This window comes from Streptomyces rectiverticillatus, from assembly GCF_013394065.1.
GTDB classification, from domain to species: Bacteria; Actinomycetota; Actinomycetes; order Streptomycetales; family Streptomycetaceae; genus Streptomyces; species Streptomyces rectiverticillatus.
This window is the reverse complement of sequence record NZ_CP040752.1, coordinates 1,012,012-1,032,980: the sequence shown is the minus strand read 5'-3', so window position 1 is coordinate 1,032,980 and position 20,969 is coordinate 1,012,012. Positions and strand designations below refer to the sequence as shown.

The following is a 20,969-nucleotide window of genomic DNA, read 5'->3' as shown; positions in this document are numbered from 1 at the left end:
GGGCGCTGCGGGGCTACCGAACGGGCACGCCGGACGGCTGCATCATGAGGTGACGCGGGCGTTCCGAAGCCGCAGTGAGTCCAGTTCGATGGCCGGGCACCGGTCCATCACCATGTCCAGGCCCGCCGCGCGCGTCCGCTCGTAGGCCTCCTCGTCGACCACTCCCAGCTGGAACCAGACCGCCTTCGCGCCGACCGCGACGGCCTCGTCCGCGATCGCGCCCGCGAGGTCGCTGTTGACGAAGACGTCCACCACGTCGACCTCGAAGGGGATCTCCGCCAGGGAGGCGTAGCCCTGCTCGCCGTGCACGGCCTCGGCCTTGGGGTGCACCGGCACGACGCGCTTGCCGTGGCGCCGCAGCACTTCGGCCACGCCGTAGGCCGCCCGCTGCCGGTTGGACGACAGGCCGACCAGCGCCCAGGTGCCGCCGGTCTCCTCGATGATCTTTCGGATGATCCCCGGTTCTGCGTACATGCCCGCTCAACGATCATCCCTCCGCCACCATTCCCGGGCCGGCGCACAGACCGTTTACGACGAATTAGGGTTACGGGATGACGGAGCAGTACCGGACGGTCGCGCGCGAGGGCGTGCACGAGATCGAGATCAGCAAGTCGCGCTTCATCTGCGCGCTCGCGCCCGCCGCCACCGAGGAGGAGGCGCAGGCGTTCATCGCGCGCATCCGCAAGGAGCATCCCACCGCCCGCCACCACTGCTTCGCCTACGTGCTGGGCGCCGACGGGTCGGTGCAGAAGGCGAGCGACGACGGCGAGCCGGGCGGTACCGCGGGCGTGCCCATGCTGCAGATGCTGCTCCGCCGCGAGGTCCGCTACGCCGTGGCCGTCGTCACCCGCTACTTCGGTGGCGTCAAGCTCGGCGCGGGCGGGCTGATCCGCGCGTACGGGGGCGTGGTCGGCGAGGCCCTGGACGTGCTCGGGACCGTCACCCGGCAGCGCTTCCGGCTGGCGGCCGTGACCGTCGACCACCAGCGCGCCGGCAAGCTGGAGAATGACCTGCGGGCGACGGGGCGCGCCGTGCGCGGGGTGAGCTACGGCGCGGAGGTCCGCATCGAGGTGGGACTGCCCGAGGCGGACGTCGAGGGCTTCCGCGCCTGGCTCGCCGACACCACCGCCGGCGCCGCCCGACTCGAACTGGGCGGGGAGGCCTACGGGGACGCCTGAGCCCGCCCGTTCCCGCGGCCCGCCCGTCCCGGGTGGGCCGCGTCAGGCGTAGTCCTCCAGCCGCGCCAGCGCGTAGCCCTGCTCCGTGAGCTTGCGCAGCACCGTCCGCAGCATGTCGCACATGGTGCCGCCCCAGGCCCTGGGCCCGTTGAAGTGGGTCAGGATGATGTCGCCGGGGTGGAACTGCTGGTCGTCGTGGCGGAAGTCGATCCGGTCCGCGAAGGCCTCCTCGTTCCACAGGGGCGCGGCCCGTGCCCCGCAGTCCTCGGCGACGGCGAGGGTGTCGGCGTCGAAGTCGCCGAACGGCGGGCGGAAGAGCGTCGGTGTGACGCCGATCTCACGCTCCAGGATCTCCTGCTGGCCGCAGATCTCGTCGTACTTCTCGTCCTCGGAGACGTGGTTCAGCTGCGGGTGGCGCAGCGTGTGGTTCTGGATGGAGACGCCGAGTGCGTGCAGGTCGCGGAAGTAGCCGTAGTCCTCGGCCGCGGACTCGTCGGTGAGGAAGGCGGACAGCGGCACCTGCAGGTCCCGCACCATGTCCAGGAACTCCCGGTCCTTCGCCGCGCCGTCGTCGATCGTCAGGAAGGCGATCTTCTCGGTGGTCGGTACGGAGGCGGGCGCGGGGATCAGCCCCGATCCCTTGTCCGCCCACTCCGGCGTGGACAGCTCCGGCTTCTCCTTCGGCGGGGGCGGTGCGACGAGCGGCGCCTCGTCCAGGCCCCAGCGCTGCGCCACGGCGAGCCGCTGCCCGGGGGTCAGTCTCGCCTTCGGCACCGGTGGCGGCTGCTCCCGTGCCTGCTGGTGGGCCGCTCCCGGCCGGTGCCTGAGTCCGGCCGCGTTCTGGCCGTCCCCGGTGCCGGGCAGCGAGCCGTCCCGGGTCGCGCACGCGGCCCCGACCGCGAGGAGCAGGACTGCGGTCAGCGCCAGGGTGAGGGGGCGCAGGGGGCGGTGGTGGCGTATGGAGCTACGAGGACCGCCGCGCCATCCGCGCCGACCGAAGACGTTTCGTATAAGTCGCATATTTCCGGATCCTTTCAGCGGGTTGCCGCGCCCGCCCGCCCGGTTCACCCATCGGGGCCATGCCCCGCCACCCGTCCGCGGATGGAACACTTGGGGCCCGTGAGGATCCTGCATACGTCCGACTGGCACCTGGGCCGCTCGTTTCACCGGGTGAACCTGCTGGACGCCCAGCGCGACTTCATCGGCCACCTCGTCCGCACCGTCCGGGACGAGGCGGTCGACGTGGTGCTCGTCGCGGGCGACGTCTACGACCGGGCGGTTCCGCCGCTCGGCGCCGTCGCCCTGTTCGACGAGGCGCTGCACCGCCTCGCGGACCTCGGCGTGCCCACCGTCATGATCTCCGGCAACCACGACTCCTCCCGCCGCCTGGGCGTGGGCGCGGGGCTCCTCGACCGGGCCGGCATCCACCTGCGCACCGACCCGGCCGGCTGCGCCACCCCCGTCGTCCTCACCGACGCCCACGGCGACGTCGCCTTCTACGGCCTGCCCTACCTCGAGCCCGCCCTCGTCCGCGAGGAGCTGGGCGCGGAGCGCGCCGGCCACACGGCCGTGCTGGAGGCCGCCATGGCCCGCGTCCGCGCCGACCTCGCCGCGCGGCCCGCCGGCACCCGCTCCGTCGTCCTCGCGCACGCCTTCGTCACCGGCGGCACCACCAGCGACAGCGAGCGCGACATCACCGTCGGCGGCGTCGCCCAGGTCCCCGCCGCGGTCTTCGACGGCGTCGACTACGCCGCCCTCGGCCACCTGCACGGCTGCCAGACCATCACCGAGCGCGTCCGCTACTCCGGCTCGCCGCTCGCCTACTCCTTCTCCGAGGCCGGTCACCGCAAGTCCATGTGGCTGATCGACCTGGACGCCCGCGGCGCCGTGACCGCCCGGCGGCTGGACTGCCCGGTGCCGCGCCCGCTCGCCCGCATCCGCGGCCGCCTCGACGACCTGCTGCAGGACCCGCGGCTCGCCCGCCACGAGGACGCGTGGGTCGAGGCCACCCTCACCGACCCGCACCGCCCGGACGAACCCATGGCCCGGCTCGCCGCCCGCTTCCCCCACGTGCTCAGCCTCGTCCTCGACCCCGAACGACCGCCCCGGGACCCCCTCGCCTCCTACGCGCGGCGGCTGCGGGACCGCAGCGACCGGGAGATCGCCGAGGACTTCGTGGCCCACGTGCGCGACGGCCTGGGGCCCGACGACGCCGAACGCAAGATCCTCACCGACGCCCTCGACCACGTACGGCTGGCCGCGGCCGGCGAGGAGGCGGGGGCCCGATGAGGCTGCACCGGCTGACCGTCACCGCCTTCGGCCCCTTCGGCGGCACCCAGCACGTCGACTTCGACGCGCTCTCCGCCGACGGCCTGTTCCTCTTCCACGGCCCCACCGGAGCGGGCAAGACCTCCGTCCTCGACGCCGTCTGCTACGCCCTGTACAACGAGGTGCCCGGCACCCGCCAGGGCAGCGGCGCCCCCGTCCTGCGCAGCGATCACGCCGCCGACGGCACTCTCACCCAGGTGGTGCTCGACCTCACCGTCGGCGGGCGGCGGCTGGAGATCACCCGCCGCCCCGAGCAGCTGCGCCGCAAGAAGAAGGGCACGGGCTTCACCAAGGAGCGGGCCGCGAGCGAGCTGCGCGAGTACCGCTCCGGGGCGTGGGAGGGGCTCAGCCGCTCCCACCAGGAGATCGGCGAGGAGGTCAAGCAGCTGCTCGGCATGAGCCGGGAGCAGTTCTGCCAGGTCGTCCTGCTGCCCCAGGGCGAGTTCGCCCGCTTCCTCGGCGCCAAGGACGCCGCCCGCGGCGAGCTGCTCGGCAGGCTCTTCGACACCGGCCGCTTCGGCGCCGTCGAGAAGCGCCTCGCGGAGCTGCGCCGGGCCGCCGAGGCCGGCGTACGCTCCGGCGACGACGGGCTGCTCGCCCTCGCCCACCGGATGCGCCAGGCCGCCGGAGACCCCTCGCTGCCCGAGGTGGGCACGCCCTCGCCCGCCGCGGCGGCCGGGGGCGGCGCCACCGCACCCGCCGGCCGCGCCCGCGACGGCGTCCCGGCACCCCGCGCCGCGACACCGGCCGCTTCGGCGCGGCCGAGAAGCGCCTCGCCTCGTTCCGCCGACGGCACGCCCGGGCCTGCGCCCGGTCGCCCGGCCGCCGCCGGGCAAGCCGTCCCGGCCCAGCGCGCCGCCGCGGCCGCGGCGGCGCTCACCCCCGGCGACCCCGGCCTCGCCGAAGCCGTCCTGGAGTGGGCCGCCCTCGCCCGCAGCAGCGCCCGGGAACGCCGGGACATCGCCGTCGTCGCCGCACGCACCGCCGAGCACGCCCACCGGGCCGCTCAGGAACACGCCGACGCCGTACGCGAACTCGCCCGCCTCCAGCTCCGGCACGCCGAGGCCCGCGAGCGTGCCGACGCCCTCGACGCCCAGGGCGGCGCCCACGAGGCCGCCCGCGAGAGGATGCGGCAGGCCCGCGCCGCCGACGGCGTCGTCCCCTTCCTGGACCTGCGCGCCGAAGCCGAGCGAGCCCACCGGGCCGCCGTCGCCGGCGAGCAGCGCGCCCGCGCGGGGCTCCCCGAGGGGCAGCGGGAAGCGGGTGCCGGGCAGCTCGCCGCACGGGAGCGGAGCCTCCGCGAGGAGCTCGGCTCGCTGTCGGCCGCCCGCCGCGCGGAGGAGCGCGCCGCCGGGATCGAGGCCCGGCTGCGCGAACTGGAGCACGAGGCCCGCGCCGACGAGGACGAGCTCGCCGAGGCCGGCGGCTGGCTCGACGGCTGGGAGGCCCTGCGCTCCGCCTGCGAACGGCGCGTCGAGACCGCACACGCGGAAGCCACCCGGGCCGTCCGCCTGGAGGCCGAGACCGGCCCCGTCCGCACGCGGCTGGCCGCCGCCCGCGAACGCGACCGCCTCACCGGCGACGCCGCCGCGGCCGGGCAGCGGCTGACGGACGCCCGGGAGAAGGCCGTGACGGCCCGCACCACCTGGCTCGACCTCAAGGAACGCCGCCTGGACGGCATCGCCGCCGAGCTCGCGGGCGGGCTCGCGCCCGGCGTCGCCTGCAAGGTGTGCGGAGCCACCGAGCACCCCGACCCGGCTCGGGCCGCGGCCGGCCGGGTCGACCGCGCCGACGAGGAGGCCGCGCTGGCCGCCTTCCAGCGCGCCGACGCCCGGCGCGAGGAAGCCGCCCGTGAGCTCCAGCGGCTCCGGGACGCCCTCGCCCGGGCCGAGGCCGATGCCGGCGGCGCCACGGCGGCCGAGCTCGAAGCGCTCGCCGGCGAACTGGGCCGCTCCCTGACCGAGGCGCGCGCGGCGGGCGCCGACCTGCACGCCGCCCAGGAGGCGCTCCGGCGGGCCGAGCGCGAGCACGACCTGCGCCGCGAGGCCCGGCAGGCCGCCCTGACCCGGACCACCGCGCGCACGACGCGCCGCGAACAGCTCGACCGCGACCTGGCCGCCCTGGAGGAGGAGCTGGCCCGGGCCCGCGGCGGCGAGGAGTCCGTCGCCCGCCGTGCCGCCCACCTGGAACGGCAGCTGGACGTCCTGGCCGGCGCCGTCGAGGCCGTCCGCGCCGCGGCGGACGCGGCCGACCGGCTGAAGGAGGCCGACGCCCGGCTCGCCGACGCCGCCTTCCGCGCCGGCTTCGGCAACCCCGTGCTCGCGGAGGAGGCCGTGCTCGGCCCGGCGGCCCGGCGGGAGCTGCAGGAGCGCCTCGACGCGCGGGCCCGCGAGGAGGCCGCCGTGGCCGCCGAACTCGCCGACCCGCAGGCCGTGGACGCCGCCGCCCGCCCCGCCGCCGACCCGGAGGGCGCCGCGGCCGTCCTCGCCGCCGCCACCGCCCGGCTCCGCGAGGCCTCCTCCGCCGAGGCCGCCGCCCGCACCCGCTGCCAGGAGCTGGACCGGCTCTCCGCCGCGGCCGTCACCGACGCCCGCCGGCTCGCCCCGCTGCGCGAGGAGTACCACCGCGTGGCGGAGCTGGCGGCGCTCGCCGCGGGCACGTCCATCCGCAACGAACGCCGGATGCGCCTGGAGTCGTACGTCCTGGCCGCCCGCCTCGAACAGGTCGCGGCCGCCGCGACCGCCCGGCTGCGGCGCATGTCCGCCGGCCGCTACACCCTCGTCCACTCCGACGCCCGGGCCGGCGGCAACGCCCGCTCCGGCCTCGGCCTGCACGTGATCGACCACTGGACGGGCAAGGAGCGCGACACCGCCACGCTCTCCGGCGGCGAGACCTTCTTCGTCTCGCTCGCCCTCGCCCTGGGCCTCGCCGACGTCGTCACGGAGGAGGCGGGCGGCGTCCGCCTGGACACCCTGTTCATCGACGAGGGCTTCGGCAGCCTCGACGAGCAGACCCTGGACGAGGTGCTGGACGTCCTGGACTCGCTGCGCGAGCGTGACCGCGCGGTCGGCATCGTCAGCCACGTCGCCGACCTGCGCCGGCGCGTGCCCGCCCAGCTGCGGGTGGTCAAGGGCCGGTCGGGCTCGGCCGTCCGGCACGAGGTCGCCGGCGCCGGCCGGCAGGACTGAACGCACGGCAGCGCCTGCGGGCTCCGGCGGCCCGGCCGTCAGCGGCCGATCGCGCGCCGCGGCAGCGGGGAGGAGTAGACGACGCTGGTGGTCACCGACCCCAGCGCGCCGATCCGGCCCGCCACCTCCTCCAGGTGCCGCATCGACCGGGCCGCAACCTTGATCACGAAGCAGTCGTCGCCGGTGACGTGGTGGGCCTCCAGGATCTCCGGCGTGCTCTCCAGCAGGTCGTGAAAAGGTTTGTAGTTGCCGTTGGGGTAGCGCAGCCGGACGAAGGCGAGGACGGGCATGCCCAGCTTCTCGGGGTCGACGACGGCCGTGTAGCCGCCGATGACGCCCGCCTCCTCCAGCCTGCGCACCCGCTCGGTGACGGCGCTGGAGGACATGTTCACGATCCGCGCCAGCTCGGCGTAGCCGACGCGTCCGTTGTGCTGCAGGGCGTCGAGGATGCGCCAGTCAGTGGCGTCGGGGGAATAGCCGGTCATGGGCGATGTTTAGCAGTGAAATCCCTGGTAACTCAAGAGCTTTGCCGAGGAATGACGGTTCTCCTCGGCGATCTTGCGCCGTAGATTCACCGTCATGAACACCACCGCTCCGGCCACCGCTCCCGCCGCCGCTCCCACCACCAGTCGCGTCATGGCCGTGCCGCCCGCACCCTCCGCCGACGCCGCCGCCTACTTCGCCGCCCGGCTCGCCTTCCACACCGACGTCGCCGACGTGCACGCCGCCCTCGCGGAAGGCGCCGCGGACTTCGTCGTCGTGGACTCGCGCTCCACCGCGTCCTGGGACCAGGGCCACGTCCCCGGCGCCGTCCACCTGCCCACGGCGCAGATCCCGCAGCTGGCCCGGCAGTTCCTCGACCCTGCCGTCCCCGTCGTCGTCCACTGCTGGGGCCCCGGCTGCGACGGCGCCACCCGCGCCGCCCTGGCCCTCGCCCGCCTCGGCTACCGCGTCAAGGAGATGCTGGGCGGCATCGAGTACTGGATCCGCGAGGGCTACGCGGTGGAGACCGCCGACGGCACCCGGCAGCTCCCGCCGGACCCGCTCACCGCCCCGCTCGGCACGGACGACTGCGGCTGCTGACCGGCCGGGCGGACGCCCCGCGCGCGAAGTCCGCCCGGGCCGCTGCCGCCCGCGGTACTCGGCCGGTACCGTGGGGACATGCCGGCACTCAACATCGAATTCACGGAAGAGGAACTCGCGGCCATCCGCGAGGCCGCTGCCGCGGACGGCAAGAGCATCAAGGCGTACGTGCACGACCTGTCCGTGCGCGAGCAGCAGCGCCGCCGCTTCGTGGAGCGCGCCGCCAAGTTCTGGAACGAGCACGTGGCGGAGTTCGACGCCGCCTTCCCCGAGGAGGCTCCGCCGTCCACGGGTGGTGCGGCTGCCTGATGTCGCTGCTCATCGATCTGCCCTGGCTCCTCGGCGTACAGGAGCAGAAGCTGTACGAAGAGCCCGCCGTCCACGACTACACCGCCCTCGCCGCCGCCGTCTCGCGGCACGCCTTCGACGTGGCGAAGTTCGACCACGAGCCCGACGCCGCCTGGCGTGCGGCCGCCCTGATGCACACCCTCGTCCGCCTGCAGCCGCTGCCCGTGCGCAGCAGCCTGTACGCGTGCATGGTCGTCGTGGCCTACATGGCCGCGGCCGGCGAGGGCATCGACCCGCCGTACGGGTCGATAGTCGACCTCGCGCGCGATATCAAGGAGTACCGCGTCGACGTCTACGAGTGCGCCGACCGGATCCGGACCTGGCGGATCTGAGGGCTCTGAACGTTCTGAACGTTCTGAAGGTCGTGAAGGTTCTGAAGGTGAAGGGGGCGGGCCCGGAGGCCCGCCCCCCCGCCGTCACAGCACGGACAGCTCGGCCACCAGGTCGTCCAGGCCCAGCGAGCCCTGCGACAGCGCCGCCATGTGCCAGGCCTTGGCGTCGAAGGCGGCACCGTGCGCGGCGCGGGCCGCGTCGCGGCCGGCCAGCCAGGCCCGCTCGCCCAGCTTGTAGCCGATCGCCTGGGCCGGCATGCCGAGGTAGCGCACGAGCTCGCTCTCGACGAAGTCCGCCGGGCGCCCGCTGTGCATGCCGAAGAACTCCTGCGCCAGCTCCGGCGTCCAGCGCTCACCGGGGTGGAAGGGGGAGTCCGCGGGGATCTCCAGCTCCAGGTGCATGCCGATGTCCACGATGACACGGGTGGAGCGCATCATCTGGGCGTCGAGGTAGCCGAGCCGGCGCTCGGCGTCCGCGAGGAAGCCCAGCTCGTCCATGAGCCGCTCCGCGTACAGCGCCCAGCCCTCGCAGTTGGCGCTGACGCCGCCGAGGGTGACCTGGTAGCGCGAGAGCTGCTCGGCCACGTGCATCCACTGCGCGAGCTGGAGGTGGTGGCCCGGGACGCCCTCGTGGTACCAGGTGGACACCAGGTCGTAGACGGGGAAGCGGGTCTGACCCATGGTCGGCAGCCACGTGCGGCCCGGGCGGGAGAAGTCCTCCGACGGCTCGGAGTAGTACGGGGCCGCCGCGCCGCCGGGCGGGGCGATGCGGGACTCGACCCGCTTGACCCGCTCGGCCAGCTCGAAGTGGGTGCCGTCCAGCGTCTCGATGGCCTCGTCCATCAGGCCCTGGAGCCAGACGCGCACCTCCTCGACGCCCTCGATGTGCGTGCCGTGCTCGTCGAGGTGGGCCAGCGCCTCCCACGGCGTCTTCGCGCCGGGCAGCACCTTCTCCGCCTCGGTGCGCATCTCGCCGAGGATGCGGTGGAACTCCGACCAGCCGTACGCGTAGGCCTCGTTGAGGTCGAGGTCCGTGCCGTTCCAGTAGCGCGACCAGCGGGCGTAGCGCTCGCGCCCGACGACCTCCGGGGCCCCTTCGACACCCGGCGCGTAGACGTCGCGCAGCCAGTCGCGCAGCACGGCGAGGCTGCCCGTCGCGGTGGCCGCCGCCGCGTCCAGCTCGGTGCGCAGCTCCTGGGGGCCGTCCGCGGTGAAGTCGCCGAACCAGCCGTTGCCGGTGCCGATCCACTCGTCCAGCTGCGTGAGGTTGGTGGCGACCTGGCGCGGCCCGGCCGGGAGCTTGCGCTCCAGGCCCTCGGCGAGCGAGGCCCGGTAACCCTCCAGGGCCGCGGGCACGGCCCGCAGCCGCTCGGCGATCGCCGCCCAGTCCTCGGCGGTGTCGGTCGGCATCATGGTGAACACCTCGCGCACCGAGTGCAGCGGCGAGTGGATGTTGCTGACGGCGCGCAGGTGCTCGTCCGCGTCGTGCACCGCGAGCTGGGCGGTGAGGCGCTCGCGCAGCAGGCGGGCGCAGCGGCGCTCGATGCCGGAGTCGGCGCCGGGCTGCCGCTCGGCCTCGGCGAGGCGGTCGAGCGTGGTGCGCGCGAGGTCGGCGACGGCCTGCTGCCCCGCGGGGGAGAAGTCCGGCAGCCGCGTCGCGGCGCCCGGAACTCCGAGGTAGGTGCCCGTGATGGGGTCGAGTTCGGTGTACGCGTCGACGTAGGCGTCGGCGACCTGGCGGGGAAGCGGGGTGCTCGTCTCGTTCGGCATGCGGACATCCTCGTACGGCGGGGTGTGCGGCGTCACCGGCATATTTTCCGCTCCGGACCGCACTGCGGGCGGAATGTCACGGTGTGGCCGGGAGGGCCGGGACGCGGGCCGGGGCGAGCCGGGCGGTGATGACGAGCGTGCCCTCCTCGACCTGGTAGTCCAGCGGCAGGTCCAGCGCCCGCATCGCCGCGACCATGCCCGTGTTGGAGGACCGCGTGACGGCGTAGACGCTGCCGCAGCCGGCCTCCACGGCCAGGCCGACCAGGCGGCCGAGGAGTTCGCCGCCGACGCCGCGGCGCTGCCAGTCGTCCTCGACGAGCAGGGCGACCTCCGTCTCGTCGCCGTCCCACAGCAGGTGGCCCAGCGCGACCAGGCGGCCTGTGGCGGTGTACGCGGCCAGGGTGCGGCCGAAGCGCGGGCTCAGCAGGTGGCGCAGGTAGCGGTCGGCGTCGCCCACGGGCCCGTGGTAGCGCTGGGCGAGCGTCGCGGGGGAGCAGCGCTCGTGCATGGCGCGCGCCGCGGCCAGGTCGCCCGTGTCGGCGCGGCGGACGGTGATCGCGTCGCCCTCGGGCAGGGTGAGCACGTCGGTGCGCGGCGGGACGCGCGGGCCGAGGCGGGCGTCGAGCTCGACCAGGGCGCGGGCCCGGGCGAACTCGGTGGGTGTGAACGGCAGGTACGGGCGCTCGATGGTGATGGAGCCGCCCGCGGGGTCGCGCAGGCGCATCACGGTCTCCTCCCACACCCCGTCCGCCGGAACGGGCTCGGCGGGGGCGCCGCCGCGCGGCGAGCGGGCGGGGACGGAGTGGATCGTGCAGCGGCCCAGCAGCCGGCGCAGCGCGAGGGGGAGTTCCGCGGCGTCGAGCGCCGTGCGGGTGGCGAGGTTGAGGACTCGGGTGGGGGCGTCCACGAGGTCGTGGGCGTCGGCCCGCTCCAGCCAGGTGCCGCTGCCGCCGCCGGTGGCCGCGGCCTCGGCGAGGTCGTCGGCGGCCAGGGTGCCGGGGGCACGCAGCAGGAGCTCGTCGACGACGCCGTCGGCCAGGGGGTGCGTCTGCAGGGAGAGGATGTCGACGCCGTGGCGGGCGAGGGAGGAGCAGAGCGCGGCCAGGCTGCCGGGCTCGTCGCGCACGGTCGTGCGCATCCGCCACAGGGTGGTGGCGCCGGCGGCGCCGGAATCCGGGGTGTCCTTATCCGGGGTGTTCTTCGCGGGGGCGCGGCCGGAGTGCGCGGCGGCCGGGGCGGAGGAGGGTGCGGCTGCTGCCGGCGGGGCCGGGGAAGCGGGGTGGTGCCGCCGCGCCCACCAGGTGTGGAAGGCCGTCGTGGCCAGCAGCGCGGCGGCCGAGGAGACGAGCAGTACGGGTCCGTCGGGCCCGTGTGCGACGGTGTCGGCCAGGGTGTCGGCGGCGGCGACCGCGGTGAACAGGGCGGCCAGTTCGACCAGGTCGCGCCGCCAGTGATGGGCACGGTGGGGCTTCGCGGTGGTCTCGTCCGTCATGGGCACCACCCTGACGGAGGGGTGTTGCGTGATCACGAACAGTCTGTGACCGATGGGTTAAGTGCGTCCTTTTTGCCAACTGCCCGGTTTTCCGGGCCGCCGACCGGTTTCGCCGGTCGGTTCCTGCGAATTCCTACGAACTCCGGGCCCCCGGGTCGGAATCCGGCCGGGTCTCACTCGCGCGCAGGCCGGCCAGCGCGTCCTCCACGCCCCGGTGGAACGTCGGGTAGGCGAAGATCATGTGCCGCAGCGTCTCCACGGGCACCTCGGCCTGGACGGCCACGGCCAGACCGTACATCACCTCGCCGCCCGTCGGCCCGGCCGCCGTCGCCCCCACGAGCACGCCCCGGTCCGCGTCCTCGACGAGCTTGACCAGGCCCTCGTTGCCCGCCTTGTGGATCCAGCCGCGCGCCGAGGAGGGCACGCGCGAGAGCCCCGTGCGCACCCGCAGCCCCTTCTCGCGGGCCTGGTGCTCGGTCAGGCCCACCGCGCCGACCTCCGGGTCGGTGAACGTCACCCGCGGCAGGGCCCGGTAGTCGGCCTTGGGGCCCGGCTCGCCGAGCACCGAGCGGATCGCGACCTCCGCCTCGTACATCGCCACGTGGGTGAACGCGCCATGGCCCGTCACGTCGCCCACGCCCCACAGCCCGGGCGCCGCCAGCATCCGGCCGTCCGTCTTCAGGGCCCGCCCGCCCGGGTCGAGGCCCACGGTCTCCAGGCCCAGGGCGCTCAGGTCCGCCCGGCGGCCCGTGGCCACCAGCAGCTGATCCCCCATCAGCTCCGTGCCGTCCTCCAGGGTCAGTGCGAAAGCGTCACCGCCGTGCCGCACCCCGGTCGCCCGGGCGCCCGTGCGCAGCGTCAGCCCCTCCCCGCGGAGGACCCCGGCCAGCAGCGCGGCCGCCTCCGGCTCCTCGCCCGGGACGAGCCGGTCCATCGCCTCCACCACCGTGACGCGCGTGCCGAAGCGGGCGTAGACCTGGGCGACCTCCAGGCCGATCGCACCCCCGCCGAGCACGAGGAGCGAGCGTGGCGGCTCCTTCGCCGAGACCGCGTCCCGGTTCGTCCAGTAGGGGACGTCCGCCAGGCCCGGCACCGGCGGGATCCGCGGCCGGGAACCCGTGGCGAGCACCACGCCCAGCCGGGCCTCGAACTCCCGCCCGCCGCCCTCGCCGCCCTCGACCACCACCCGGCGCGGGCCTGCCAGCCTCCCGCGCCCGCGCACCAGGCGGCCGCCCTTGCCGGTGAAGCGGTCGGCCGCCACCTGGTCGTTCCAGTCGTCCGTCGCCTCGTCGCGGATCCGGGCGGCCACCGGCGCCCAGTCGGGCACGACCTGCTGCACCGCACCCGCCATGCCCGGTACGCGCCGCGCCTCGGCCAGCAGGTTCCCCGCGCGGATCATCATCTTGCTCGGCACGCACCCCCAGTACGGGCACTCGCCGCCGACCAGCTCCGCCTCGACGCCCACCACGCTCAGCCCCGCCTCGGCGAGCCGGCCCGCGACGTGCTCGCCGCCGGGGCCCATGCCGATGACGACGACGTCCACCTGCTCGGCCATGGCAAGCCACCTTCCGCTCGGGTCGGCCGGACAGCCCCACCTTCCCACCGCCCGCAGGCGGCGTCATTGTCCGACGCGCCCCGGCTGCAGCACCTTGGTGAACAGCACCACCCCCTCCTCGTCCCGCAGCCGCACGGTCAGCTCGCCGCCCTCGCCGTCGATGCACACCTCGCCGAAGAACTGGCTGCCCCGGCCGGGCGGGACGTTGGCGGTGGCCGGCGCCTTGAGGAAGGCCTGCCGCGGGCCGAACGTGCCGTCCAGCTTGTTCGCCGGGAAGCCGCCCGCGTTCAGCGGCCCCGAGACGAACTCCCAGAACGGCGCGAAGTCCTTGAACGCGGCCCGCTCCGGGTCGTAGTGCTGCGCCGAGGTGTAGTGCACGTCCGCGGTCAGCCAGACCGTGCCGGTGATCCGCCGGTGCTTGACGTGCCGCAGCAGCTCGGCGATCTGCAGTTCGCGGCCGAGGGGTGCGCCCGGGTCGCCCTGCGCGACCGCCTCGAAGTTCGCCGGGCCGTCGGTGACCACGAGCCCCAGCGGCATGTCGGAGGCGATCACCTTCCACACCGCGCGCGAGCGCGACAGCTCCCGCTTGAACCACTGCAGCTGCCGGGCGCCCAGGATGCCCTGGGTGTCGTCCGGGCGGCGGCCGGGCGAGTTGGCGTTGCGGTACGTGCGCATATCCAGGACGAAGACGTCCAGCAGGGGGCCGTGGCGCAGGACGCGGTAGACGCGGCCGTCGCCGTCCTCCTGCTGCGTGGAGAGGGGGAAGTACTCGGAGAAGGCCCGCCGAGAGCGGGCGGCCAGCACGTCCAGGCTCTTCTCCCTGTAGCGCGCGTAGTCCATGATCTGGCCCGGGTACCAGTTGTTGTGCACCTCGTGGTCGTCCCACTGGACGACGGTGGGCACCTCGGCGTTGAACCGGCGCAGGTTGGCGTCGAGCAGGTTGTAGCGGAACGCGCCGCGGAACTCGGCCAGTGTCTCGGCGACCTTCGACTTCTCCTCGGTCGTGACGTTCCGCCAGACGCTGCCGTCGGGCAGCGTCACGGACGGGGCGATGGGGCCGTCGGCGTAGATGGTGTCGCCGCTGCACAGGAAGAAGTCCGGCTCCAGGCGGCGCATGTGCTCGTAGATGCGGTAGCCGCAGCGGTCGGGGTTGATGCCCCAGCCCTGCCCGGCCAGGTCACCCGACCACAGGAAGCGCACGTCCGAGCGGCGGGCGGGCGCCGTGCGGAAGGTGCCGTGGACCGGGCGGCCGGTGCGGCGGGGGTCGTCCGGGTCGGCCAGCAGGACGCGGTAGTGGATCTGCTCGCCGGGCGGCAGGCCGCGCAGCGCCGTCCTGCCGGTGAAGTCCGTACCGGGGCCGACCAGCGGGCCCTGCCATCGGCGTACGGAGCGGAAGGACTCCGTGGCCGAGGTCTCCACGATCATCCGGGCGCGGCGGTCGGCCCGCACCCACACCAGGCCCGAGGAGGCCGTCACGTCACCGGCCTGCACACCCCACCGCGCCTCCGGCCGGCCCGCCAGGGCCAGGGCCGGAGCGGCGCCAACGGCCGGGGGCACCGCGGCCACCGCGGCGGCGCCCACCGCCCCCCGCAGCACCGCGCGTCTGCCGACTGCGTGCCCGGCCCCTGCGCCATGGAAACCCCTCCTGTGCCGGCGGCTGCGCCGTGCTCGGTGATCGCTCCCGACGTTCCTACCGGCGCGAGGTGCCCGACGGTGGAACGTGCCGTGAACAACGGCGTCAACGAGCCACGGCGGCACGTCGCCGTCCGGGTTATATGTCCTGTATTAGAGGGTAGCTGCCGGTATCTATAGATCCGTGATCCCACGAATCCGGTGGCGCCGCGCCGCCACCGCCGCAGCCCTGTGCCTGTCCGCCGTCCTCGCCCCCGCCGTCCTGCCGGCGTCGGCCGCGCCCCCGTCGGCGCCGCGCGACCTGCCGGAGCCGCCGGCGGTGTCCGCCGCCCGGGTGGAGCTGGCCGACCTGACCGTCGAGGCGCCGCACTCGATGGCCGGGTACAGCCGCGCGAAGTTCCCCCACTGGATCAAGCAGATGGGCACCTGCGACACCCGCGAGATGGTCCTCTCCCGCGACGGCCGGGACGTCAAGACCGACGACCAGTGCCGTGCGGCCTCCGGCCACTGGCACAGCGCCTACGACGGCAAGGACTTCACCGCGGCGGGGCAGCTCGACATCGACCACATGGTGCCCCTCGCCAACGCCTGGCGGTCAGGGGCCGACGCCTGGAAGACCGACCGCCGCAAGCAGTTCGCCAACGACCTGGTCAACCCCCAGCTCGTCGCCGTGTCCGCCGCCTCCAACCGCGCCAAGGGCGACCAGAGCCCGGACCAGTGGCGGCCGCCGCTGAACTCGTACTGGTGCGCGTACTCCCGCTCCTGGACCCACATCAAGCACCAGTACCAACTCAGCGTGACGCAGAGCGAGCAGGACACCCTTACTGCCATGCTGGACACATGCGATCAATGAGCAGCAGCCGGTGACCGGCGGCGGAGGGCCGGGCGGGCCTCTCGTGGACCAGGTGACCGCCGGGCCCGGCGGGGCGATGACCGACGAGGTCGGCGTCATCACGGGCGACCTGACCGTCGCCACCACCGCCCTGCCCGGCGCGCGGGCCCGGGTCGACGTCCAGTACACCGGCGCCGAGGAGTGGTACACGCTCACCGGCAGTCCGGTGCCCCTTCCCGCGGCCGGCCTGGCGGCCCTCCACGAGCAGGTGCTCGCCCGCATCCGCGAGGGGGGCGCTGCCGAGGTGCCCCGCTGAGGCCCCCGCGTAGGATCGGGACGTCCCCCGGGCCCGGCGGGCACGCCCCGGAGGCGTTCTCGTAGCAAGCTACGAACGAGCCCCGTGCCGGAGTCTGCAGCAACCGACAGTAGACTCGGCAGCGTGTCTGTGAAGCCCCGCATCCCCAATGTCCTGGCCGGCCGCTACGCCTCCGCCGAGCTGGCCGTCCTGTGGTCCCCCGAGTACAAGGTGACGCTGGAGCGGCGGCTGTGGCTCGCCGTGCTGCGCGCGCAGAAGGACCTGGGGATCGAGGTGCCGGACGCCGCCCTCGCCGACTACGAGCGGGTGCTCGACCAGGTCGACCTCGCCTCCATCGCCGAGCGCGAGAAGGTCACCCGGCACGACGTCAAGGCCCGCATCGAGGAGTTCAACGCCCTCGCCGGCCACGAGCACATCCACAAGGGCATGACGTCCCGCGACCTCACCGAGAACGTCGAGCAGCTGCAGATCCGGCTGTCCCTGGAGCTCGTCCGGGACCGGTCCGTGGCCGTCCTCGCCCGCCTCGGAAAGCTGGCCGCGGAGAACGCCGAGCTGGTCATGGCCGGCCGCTCGCACAACGTCGCCGCCCAGGCCACCACCCTCGGCAAGCGCTTCGCGACCGGCGCCGACGAGCTGCTCGTCGCCTTCGCGCGCCTGGAGGAGCTGCTCGGCCGCTATCCGCTGCGCGGCATCAAGGGCCCCGTCGGCACCGCCCAGGACATGCTCGACCTGCTCGGCGGGGACGCCGCCAAGCTGGACGAGCTGGAGCGGCGCATCGCCCACCACCTCGGCTTCGCGCAGGCATTCACCTCCGTCGGCCAGGTCTACCCGCGCTCCCTGGACTACGAGGTCGTGACCTCCCTGGTGCAGCTGGCCGCCGCGCCGTCCTCGCTCGCCAAGACCATCCGGCTGATGGCCGGGCACGAGCTGGTCACCGAGGGCTTCAAGCCCGGCCAGGTCGGCTCGTCCGCGATGCCGCACAAGATGAACACCCGCTCCTGCGAGCGCGTCAACGGCCTCATGGTCATCCTGCGCGGCTACGCCTCCATGGCCGGCGAGCTCGCGGGCGACCAGTGGAACGAGGGCGACGTCTCCTGCTCCGTGGTGCGCCGCGTGGCCCTGCCGGACGCGTTCTTCGCGCTCGACGGCCTGATGGAGACCTTCCTGACGGTCCTCGACGAGTTCGGCGCCTTCCCCGCGGTCGTCGCCCGCGAGCTGGACCGCTACCTGCCGTTCCTGGCCACCACCAAGGTCCTCATGGCGGCCGTGCGCGCCGGGGTCGGCCGCGAGGTCGCGCACGAGGCGATCAAGGAGCACGCGGTGGCCTCCGCCCTGGCCATGCGCGAGCAGGGCGCCGAGCGCAACGAGCTCCTCGACAAGCTCGCCGCCGACGAGCGCATCCCCCTGGACCGGGCCGGCCTGGACGCCCTGATGGCTGACAAGCTGTCCTTCACCGGCGCCGCGGCCGACCAGGCCGCCCTGGTGGTCTCCCGCATCGAGGAGATCGCCAAGCGCCACCCGGAGGCCGCGGCGTACGCGCCGGGGGCGATCCTCTGACACCGGCCGAGTCGGAGGCCGCCCGCGACCGCCTCGTTCCCGACGTGGTCGCGGAAGGCCTCCGCGTTCTCTTCTGCGGCATCAACCCGGGCCTGATGTCGGCCGCCACCGGCCACCACTTCGCCCGCCCGGGCAACCGCTTCTGGCCGGTCCTGCACGCCTCGGGCTTCACGCCGCGGCAGCTGCGCCCCGCCGAGCAGGAGGAACTCCTCGGCTACGGGCTCGGCATCACCAACGTCGTCGCCCGGGCCTCGGCGCGCGCGGATGAGCTGAGCACCGCGGAGTACGTCGAGGGCGGCCGCATCCTGACCGGGAAGGTGGAGCTGCTCAAGCCGCGCTGGCTGGCGGTCGTCGGGGTGACCGCCTACCGCGTCGCGTTCGGCGACAAGCACGCGAAGATCGGCCCGCAGGAGCGGACGATAGGCACCACCCGCATCTGGGCCCTGCCCAACCCCAGCGGCCTCAACGCCCACTGGCCCCTGCCGAAGATGGCCGAGGAGTACGCGCGGCTGCGGGCGGCGGCCGGCGGAGAAGCCTGAGCACGGTTCGGTCACGCGTCGCGGCGGTGCAGGGACCACCAGCCCGCCGCGGCCGCGAGCGCCGTCCACAGGGCCATCACGCCCATCCCCGCCCAGGCCCCGAGCGGGCCCTCGGGGACCGGGTGCAGGATCTGCTGTCCCGCCCGGTCCGGCAGGAAGGCCACCACCTTCCCGATGCCGGAGACCCCCGCGAAGACCGGCGAGATCAGGAACACCACGGGCGTGAGCACGGACAGCGCCCCGACCTGGCTGCGGACCACCGCGGCCACCCCCGCCGAGAACACCGTGAGCAGCGCGAGGTAGACGCCGCAGCCGGCCGCCGACCGGAGCGCGCCGGGCGCCCCCAGCCCCACGCCGTACTCGCCCAGCAGCACCTGCGCGCCGAGGAAGCAGCCGAAGCCGGTCGCCAGCCCCACCGGCAGGGCGGCGGCGCCCAGGACGAGCAGCTTGCCCGCCCAGAACACACCGCGGCGCGGGACGGCGGCGAGCGAGAGGCGGATCCCGCCGCCCGCGTACTCCTCGGCCACCGCCATCACACCGAAGCAGACGGCGGCGATGTGCCCGAAGTTCAGGCCGAAGTACGAGCTGTACACCGCTTCGAAGTCCGCCTCGTCGGCCTCGGCCCTGCCGACCATCGCGTGCACCAGCACGGTGACCCCGACGGAGGCGACGAAGGCGGCCGACAGGGCGACGAGCAGGGCCCGCACGGAACGGATCTTGGCCCACTCGGAGCGGAGGACGGGGGCGAGGGCGTTCATGAGGACGTGCCTTCCTGGTGGGTGAATTCGGCGGAGCCGTCGGTCAGGGCGAAGTAGGCCTCCTCCAGGGAGGCTCTGCCGCCGACGAAGTCGCTCAGGGACGCGTCCGCGAGCAGCCGGCCCCGGCCGAGCACGACGAGGTGGTCGGCGGTCTGCGCCATCTCGCTCATGAGGTGGCTGGAGATCAGGACGGTCCGCCCCTCTTCCGCCAGGCGGCGCGTCAGCCGGCGCAGCTGGAGGATGCCCTCGGGGTCGAGGCCGTTGGCGGGCTCGTCGAGCAGGAGCACGGGCGGGTCGCCGAGGAGCGCCGCGGCCAGCCCGAGGCGCTGCCGCATCCCCAGGGAGAAGGTCCGCACGCGGCGGCGCGCCGCGGACGCCAGGCCCGTCTCCTCCAGCACCTCGCCGACGCGGCGGGCGGAGATGCGGTTGGCGAGGGCGAGGGTGAGCAGGTGGTCGTGTGCGGTCCGGCCGGGGTGGGCGGCCGAGGCGTCCAGCAGCGCGCCGACGTGCCGCAGCGGCTCGGCGAACGAAGCGTACGGGCGGCCGCCCACCAGGGCCGCGCCCGACGTGGGCCGGTCCAGGCCGAGGATCATGCGCATCGTGGTGGACTTCCCGGCGCCGTTGGGGCCCAGGAAGCCGGTCACCCGGCCCGGCCGGACGGTCACGGTGAGCCCGTCCAGGGCGCACACCGGGCCGTACCGCTTGGTGAGTTCACGGATCTCTATCGAGGTCATGCCCCAAGGCTCGCGTCCGGCCGGAGGCGGCACTTCCCCCTTGCGTGGGGACCGGCTCCCCCACGCGGGGGAGGCCGCCGTCCGGGCGGCCTTGGGAGGATGACGCCATGATCGCTCCGCTGCGCCCCGTGACCCGCGCGGTCACGTACACCCGCTGGCTGCACCTGGTGATGGCGATGGTCATCGCCACGGTGTTCGCCTTCGTGGTCCCCGGGCTCGCCAACATGGACACGCTCGCGGGCGCCTGGCTGCTCGTGGCGCCGCTGCCGCTGCTGATGGCGGCCGGCACGGTCCCGAGGGTGCGGCTCTCGGAGGGGATGCAGGCGCAGCTGCTGCTCTATCCGGCCCGCCGGGACGGCCGGGAGCCGGACTTCACGCCCGCGCCCTCGGCTTCGTGGAGCGATCGCCGGCGCACGGTGCTGTGGCTGGTCCTGCGCTACGAACTGGGCACGCTGACGGCCTTCTTCTCGGTGCACACGCCGACGCTCGCGGTCAACCTCATCAGCGCCGCGTGCGGCGGGCGGCCGGAGAGCGTGCTGTCCCTGTGGAAGCCCCGGGGCGGCCACTGGTGGTACGCGCTCGTGGCCCTGGCGGCCCTGGTGCTGCTCCTGGCCTTCGTCGTCGTCGCGGGCGAGGTGCTGGCACGGGCCGCGCGGGCGCTCCTCGGCCCCTCGGCGGCCCAGCGCCTGGCCGCGCTGGAGGAGCGCACGGAACGCCTGCTGGAACACAACCGGCTCGCCCGCGAGTTGCACGACTCCGTGGGACACGCGCTCACGGTCGCCGTGCTCCAGGCGGGCGCGGCGCGCGCCGCGGGCTCGCCTGACTTCACCGACAAGGCGCTGGCAGCCATCGAGGAGACGGGCCGGCACGCGCTGGAGGACCTGGAGCGCGTCCTCAAGGTCCTGCGCGAGGACGCGTCCGGACCGGCGGCGGGACGCCCGGCCCTGACCGACCTCCAGCGGCTGCTCACCGCCGCCCGGGGCTCCGGAACCGAGGTCACCGCCGAGGTCAGCGGCGCCCTGGAGGCCCTGCCCGGCCCGGTCTCGCGCGAGGGCTACCGCATCGCCCAGGAGGCGCTCACCAATGTGGTGCGGCACGCGGGCCCCATGCCGGTGTCGCTGCGCATAGCGGTCCGCGCGGACGTCCTGGAGCTGGACATCAGCAACCCCCTCCCTGCTTCCGCGGGCAGCACCGTCAGCGGCACGGGCAGCGGCCTGCGGGGCATCCGCGAGCGCGCCGCCCTGCTCGGCGGCCACGCCGAGACCGGCGTGCACGAGGGCGCCTGGCGGGTGCGGGCCGTCCTCCCGCTGAGCGCCTAGGGTGAACC

At 74.7% G+C, this 20,969-nt stretch carries 20 protein-coding genes; 11 read left to right on the top strand and 9 right to left on the bottom strand.

Features of this window, described 5'->3' with window-relative positions; translation table 11 throughout:
- Positions 1-42: 42 nt before the first annotated feature.
- Positions 43-474 (bottom strand): CoA-binding protein, encoded by a 432-nt coding sequence (locus tag FGW37_RS04145; RefSeq protein WP_179079810.1) that lies wholly within the window; start codon positions 472-474, stop codon positions 43-45.
- Positions 475-551: 77 nt separating this feature from the next.
- On the opposite strand from FGW37_RS04145, the gene FGW37_RS04140 reads away from it, so the two are divergent.
- A complete protein-coding gene (locus FGW37_RS04140; RefSeq protein ID WP_179079809.1) occupies positions 552-1,178 on the top strand; it encodes a YigZ family protein in 627 nt (208 codons plus the stop codon).
- A gap of 42 nt (positions 1,179-1,220) precedes the next feature.
- On the opposite strand, the gene FGW37_RS04135 is transcribed toward FGW37_RS04140, so the two are convergent.
- Complete coding sequence (locus FGW37_RS04135; RefSeq protein ID WP_179079808.1) at positions 1,221-2,198, bottom strand: polysaccharide deacetylase family protein; 978 nt, start codon at positions 2,196-2,198, stop codon at positions 1,221-1,223.
- A 99-nt stretch (positions 2,199-2,297) separates the two neighbouring features.
- Between FGW37_RS04135 and FGW37_RS04130 the strand changes: the two genes are divergently transcribed.
- Positions 2,298-3,467, top strand: a complete 1,170-nt coding sequence (locus FGW37_RS04130) for an exonuclease SbcCD subunit D (RefSeq protein ID WP_179079807.1) — start codon at positions 2,298-2,300, stop codon at positions 3,465-3,467.
- Positions 3,464-6,694 (top strand): AAA family ATPase, encoded by a 3,231-nt coding sequence (locus tag FGW37_RS04125; protein WP_179079806.1) that lies wholly within the window; start codon positions 3,464-3,466, stop codon positions 6,692-6,694. Before FGW37_RS04130 ends, FGW37_RS04125 begins: the two co-directional genes overlap by 4 nt.
- 38 nt (positions 6,695-6,732) lie before the next feature.
- Here the strand turns inward: FGW37_RS04125 and FGW37_RS04120 are convergent, their stop codons facing one another.
- Complete coding sequence (locus tag FGW37_RS04120; protein WP_179079805.1) at positions 6,733-7,179, bottom strand: Lrp/AsnC family transcriptional regulator; 447 nt, start codon at positions 7,177-7,179, stop codon at positions 6,733-6,735.
- Positions 7,180-7,273: 94 nt separating this feature from the next.
- Here FGW37_RS04120 and FGW37_RS04115 point away from each other — a divergent pair, with 94 nt between their 5' ends.
- The 3 genes from FGW37_RS04115 to FGW37_RS04105 all read left to right on the top strand — a co-directional run bounded on the left by FGW37_RS04115 (position 7,274) and on the right by FGW37_RS04105 (position 8,457).
- Positions 7,274-7,777 (top strand): rhodanese-like domain-containing protein, encoded by a 504-nt coding sequence (locus tag FGW37_RS04115; RefSeq protein WP_179079804.1) that lies wholly within the window; start codon positions 7,274-7,276, stop codon positions 7,775-7,777.
- Positions 7,778-7,855: 78 nt separating this feature from the next.
- Positions 7,856-8,086 carry a hypothetical protein gene (locus tag FGW37_RS04110; protein ID WP_058041442.1) on the top strand — a complete coding sequence of 77 codons (231 nt, stop codon included), beginning with the start codon at positions 7,856-7,858 and terminating at the stop codon, positions 8,084-8,086.
- Positions 8,086-8,457, top strand: a complete 372-nt coding sequence (locus FGW37_RS04105; protein WP_058041443.1) for a hypothetical protein — start codon at positions 8,086-8,088, stop codon at positions 8,455-8,457. The genes FGW37_RS04110 and FGW37_RS04105 overlap by 1 nt, the downstream gene beginning before the upstream one ends.
- An 84-nt stretch (positions 8,458-8,541) precedes the next feature.
- Here FGW37_RS04105 and FGW37_RS04100 read toward each other — a convergent pair whose 3' ends face one another.
- From FGW37_RS04100 to FGW37_RS04085, 4 genes are all read right to left on the bottom strand, one after another.
- The gene (locus tag FGW37_RS04100; RefSeq protein WP_179079803.1) at positions 8,542-10,227 is read right to left on the bottom strand and encodes a DUF885 domain-containing protein; all 1,686 of its coding nucleotides are present in this window, start codon (positions 10,225-10,227) and stop codon (positions 8,542-8,544) included.
- A 76-nt stretch (positions 10,228-10,303) separates the two neighbouring features.
- Positions 10,304-11,719, bottom strand: a complete 1,416-nt coding sequence (locus tag FGW37_RS04095; protein ID WP_179079802.1) for a GNAT family N-acetyltransferase — start codon at positions 11,717-11,719, stop codon at positions 10,304-10,306.
- A 133-nt stretch (positions 11,720-11,852) separates the two neighbouring features.
- Positions 11,853-13,274: a dihydrolipoyl dehydrogenase family protein gene (locus tag FGW37_RS04090; protein WP_179079801.1), complete on the bottom strand. Its 1,422-nt coding sequence runs from the start codon at positions 13,272-13,274 to the stop codon at positions 11,853-11,855.
- Positions 13,275-13,337: 63 nt separating this feature from the next.
- A complete protein-coding gene (locus FGW37_RS04085; RefSeq protein WP_425506632.1) occupies positions 13,338-14,840 on the bottom strand; it encodes an alkaline phosphatase D family protein in 1,503 nt (500 codons plus the stop codon).
- Positions 14,841-15,090: 250 nt separating this feature from the next.
- On the opposite strand from FGW37_RS04085, the gene FGW37_RS04080 reads away from it, so the two are divergent.
- The 4 genes from FGW37_RS04080 to mug all read left to right on the top strand — a co-directional run bounded on the left by FGW37_RS04080 (position 15,091) and on the right by mug (position 18,150).
- Entirely contained in the window at positions 15,091-15,759 is a 669-nt protein-coding gene (locus FGW37_RS04080; protein WP_425506481.1) for an HNH endonuclease family protein, read from the top strand.
- 76 nt (positions 15,760-15,835) lie between these two features.
- A complete protein-coding gene (locus FGW37_RS04075) occupies positions 15,836-16,054 on the top strand; it encodes a hypothetical protein (protein ID WP_246430718.1) in 219 nt (72 codons plus the stop codon).
- A 123-nt stretch (positions 16,055-16,177) separates the two neighbouring features.
- A complete protein-coding gene (gene purB / locus FGW37_RS04070) occupies positions 16,178-17,611 on the top strand; it encodes an adenylosuccinate lyase (protein ID WP_106678857.1) in 1,434 nt (477 codons plus the stop codon).
- On the top strand, positions 17,608-18,150 hold the full coding sequence (gene mug / locus FGW37_RS04065) for a G/U mismatch-specific DNA glycosylase (RefSeq protein ID WP_179084494.1): 543 nt from the start codon (positions 17,608-17,610) through the stop codon (positions 18,148-18,150). The genes purB and mug overlap by 4 nt, the downstream gene beginning before the upstream one ends.
- A gap of 11 nt (positions 18,151-18,161) precedes the next feature.
- Here the strand turns inward: mug and FGW37_RS04060 are convergent, their stop codons facing one another.
- Both FGW37_RS04060 and FGW37_RS04055 read right to left on the bottom strand, forming a co-directional pair.
- Entirely contained in the window at positions 18,162-18,908 is a 747-nt protein-coding gene (locus FGW37_RS04060) for an ABC transporter permease (protein WP_179079798.1), read from the bottom strand.
- Positions 18,905-19,642 carry an ABC transporter ATP-binding protein gene (locus FGW37_RS04055; protein WP_179079797.1) on the bottom strand — a complete coding sequence of 246 codons (738 nt, stop codon included), beginning with the start codon at positions 19,640-19,642 and terminating at the stop codon, positions 18,905-18,907. Before FGW37_RS04055 ends, FGW37_RS04060 begins: the two co-directional genes overlap by 4 nt.
- Before the next feature lie 107 nt (positions 19,643-19,749).
- Between FGW37_RS04055 and FGW37_RS04050 the strand changes: the two genes are divergently transcribed.
- Complete coding sequence (locus FGW37_RS04050; RefSeq protein WP_179079796.1) at positions 19,750-20,961, top strand: sensor histidine kinase; 1,212 nt, start codon at positions 19,750-19,752, stop codon at positions 20,959-20,961.
- Positions 20,962-20,969: the final 8 nt, after the last annotated feature.

Excerpts from the sequence above, each read along its gene's own strand:
- FGW37_RS04050 (WP_179079796.1), top strand. The coding sequence starts at position 19,750 with ATGATCGCTCCGCTGCGCCCCGTGACCCGCGCGGTCACGTACACCCGC.
- FGW37_RS04115 (WP_179079804.1), top strand. The coding sequence starts at position 7,274 with ATGAACACCACCGCTCCGGCCACCGCTCCCGCCGCCGCTCCCACCACC.
- FGW37_RS04110 (WP_058041442.1), top strand. The coding sequence starts at position 7,856 with ATGCCGGCACTCAACATCGAATTCACGGAAGAGGAACTCGCGGCCATC.
- FGW37_RS04145 (WP_179079810.1), bottom strand. The coding sequence starts at position 474 with ATGTACGCAGAACCGGGGATCATCCGAAAGATCATCGAGGAGACCGGC.
- FGW37_RS04125 (WP_179079806.1), top strand. The coding sequence starts at position 3,464 with ATGAGGCTGCACCGGCTGACCGTCACCGCCTTCGGCCCCTTCGGCGGC.
- FGW37_RS04120 (WP_179079805.1), bottom strand. The coding sequence starts at position 7,179 with ATGACCGGCTATTCCCCCGACGCCACTGACTGGCGCATCCTCGACGCC.
- FGW37_RS04075 (WP_246430718.1), top strand. The coding sequence starts at position 15,836 with ATGACCGACGAGGTCGGCGTCATCACGGGCGACCTGACCGTCGCCACC.
- FGW37_RS04090 (WP_179079801.1), bottom strand. The coding sequence starts at position 13,274 with ATGGCCGAGCAGGTGGACGTCGTCGTCATCGGCATGGGCCCCGGCGGC.
- FGW37_RS04105 (WP_058041443.1), top strand. The coding sequence starts at position 8,086 with ATGTCGCTGCTCATCGATCTGCCCTGGCTCCTCGGCGTACAGGAGCAG.
- FGW37_RS04055 (WP_179079797.1), bottom strand. The coding sequence starts at position 19,642 with ATGACCTCGATAGAGATCCGTGAACTCACCAAGCGGTACGGCCCGGTG.
- FGW37_RS04060 (WP_179079798.1), bottom strand. The coding sequence starts at position 18,908 with ATGAACGCCCTCGCCCCCGTCCTCCGCTCCGAGTGGGCCAAGATCCGT.
- FGW37_RS04100 (WP_179079803.1), bottom strand. The coding sequence starts at position 10,227 with ATGCCGAACGAGACGAGCACCCCGCTTCCCCGCCAGGTCGCCGACGCC.
- FGW37_RS04095 (WP_179079802.1), bottom strand. The coding sequence starts at position 11,719 with ATGACGGACGAGACCACCGCGAAGCCCCACCGTGCCCATCACTGGCGG.
- FGW37_RS04135 (WP_179079808.1), bottom strand. The coding sequence starts at position 2,198 with ATGCGACTTATACGAAACGTCTTCGGTCGGCGCGGATGGCGCGGCGGT.
- FGW37_RS04140 (WP_179079809.1), top strand. The coding sequence starts at position 552 with ATGACGGAGCAGTACCGGACGGTCGCGCGCGAGGGCGTGCACGAGATC.